The 1,146-nt window shown below is 46.1% G+C and carries 2 protein-coding genes; one reads left to right on the top strand and one right to left on the bottom strand.

Features of this window, described 5'->3' with window-relative positions:
• Positions 1-430: hypothetical protein (locus AC1DRJ_RS28850; RefSeq protein WP_477805134.1), on the bottom strand; the 430-nt coding region annotated here is incomplete at its 3' end.
• Positions 431-838: 408 nt separating this feature from the next.
• On the opposite strand from AC1DRJ_RS28850, the gene AC1DRJ_RS28855 reads away from it, so the two are divergent.
• Positions 839-1,135, top strand: a complete 297-nt coding sequence (locus AC1DRJ_RS28855) for a hypothetical protein (RefSeq protein WP_477805135.1) — start codon at positions 839-841, stop codon at positions 1,133-1,135.
• The last annotated feature ends 11 nt before the right edge of the window (positions 1,136-1,146 follow it).

The following is a 1,146-nucleotide window of genomic DNA, read 5'->3' on the forward strand; positions in this document are numbered from 1 at the left end:
ACTCAACCCTTGGATCGGGGTCGATAAACTTACCACCAGCAATGAATAAATATCCAGGCTGAAGCAAGCTCTCTAGAAAATCTTGATCTCCTGGGCATTTTGCGACCAAAGACTCGTGGGCAAAGCAATTAAACACGTCTGCGTACGTTCTTTTCTCGGCTTCAGGATGTATAGAAGAGATAAGTGTAGGCGTAACTCCTTTAATGGCTACAAGTGCTTCAAAAATGCACCGAGAGACCTCTGCAGATTGATGAGTGGTATAATATTGCTCGAAATCATCCAGACTCAGTCTGATGATTTTATCCTGCAATGAAATTGATGCCTCGTAATGGTCGTCAACGGATGTCAGCCAGTGAAATACTTCAAACACCTCATATTCCAGTGCACAACCATACTCAAGATCGCTACCGTCCCCTGCTTCACTCATCATGCATATCGCTCTGTTAACCGAATTTATACTTATTAATAGAAACGGTTAAAATGGAGAGAAACTTTAGCTCTGAAAAAAATAAATTCTCATTCTCTCTGAATCAATCATCGGCATGCCTGGAAGCCTTTGAGCCAAGCCAGCTCGGATATCGATAACCCCTGATCCATTTGAGCGGCACTCGCTCGTTTGCAACTTAGTGATGAAAGCTTCGCAACTGGATAGCGGAAACATCACCATCGGTAGTGATCCCTATTGGGAAACTAAGTGGCTATTTTGGAGTACCGCCCCTCTCTGATATAGGTCGTCGCTCCTGCTCACATCCCTTTATTGCAAAAAAATCTCCCGTCGAGCTCAAGGTTTCTCAAAACGAACCGTTTGTCTAACTATGTACACGGTGAGAAACCAGCTATGAACCTATCAACAGTTGTATTCATCAAGCGCCTGAAAGGCGCCATATCGTTTATCGAAACGACCCGGGGCAATCGTCAGCGGAGAGCGTGGGAGCAACTGATCAGTCAGATCGAATCTTCTGACTCCCTTTCTGAGTTTGACAAAGCTGTAGCCCGGGCGGAGGGGTATGCTCAAGGCCTTGTAGACAGCGAGCAGATCGACACCAAGTCAACGGAACGTGACCTATTGATCATCGCGACAATGGATCAATGGCGACTGCTCCACATTCACTCCAACATTCCGGCCAGCCTATAGCTCTACCCTCT

The sequence above is a fragment of the Pseudomonas sp. P5_B2 genome (assembly GCF_056400445.1).

Coding starts and splice junctions, on each gene's coding strand:
- AC1DRJ_RS28855 (WP_477805135.1), top strand. CDS start 839: ATGAACCTATCAACAGTTGTATTCATCAAGCGCCTGAAAGGCGCCATA.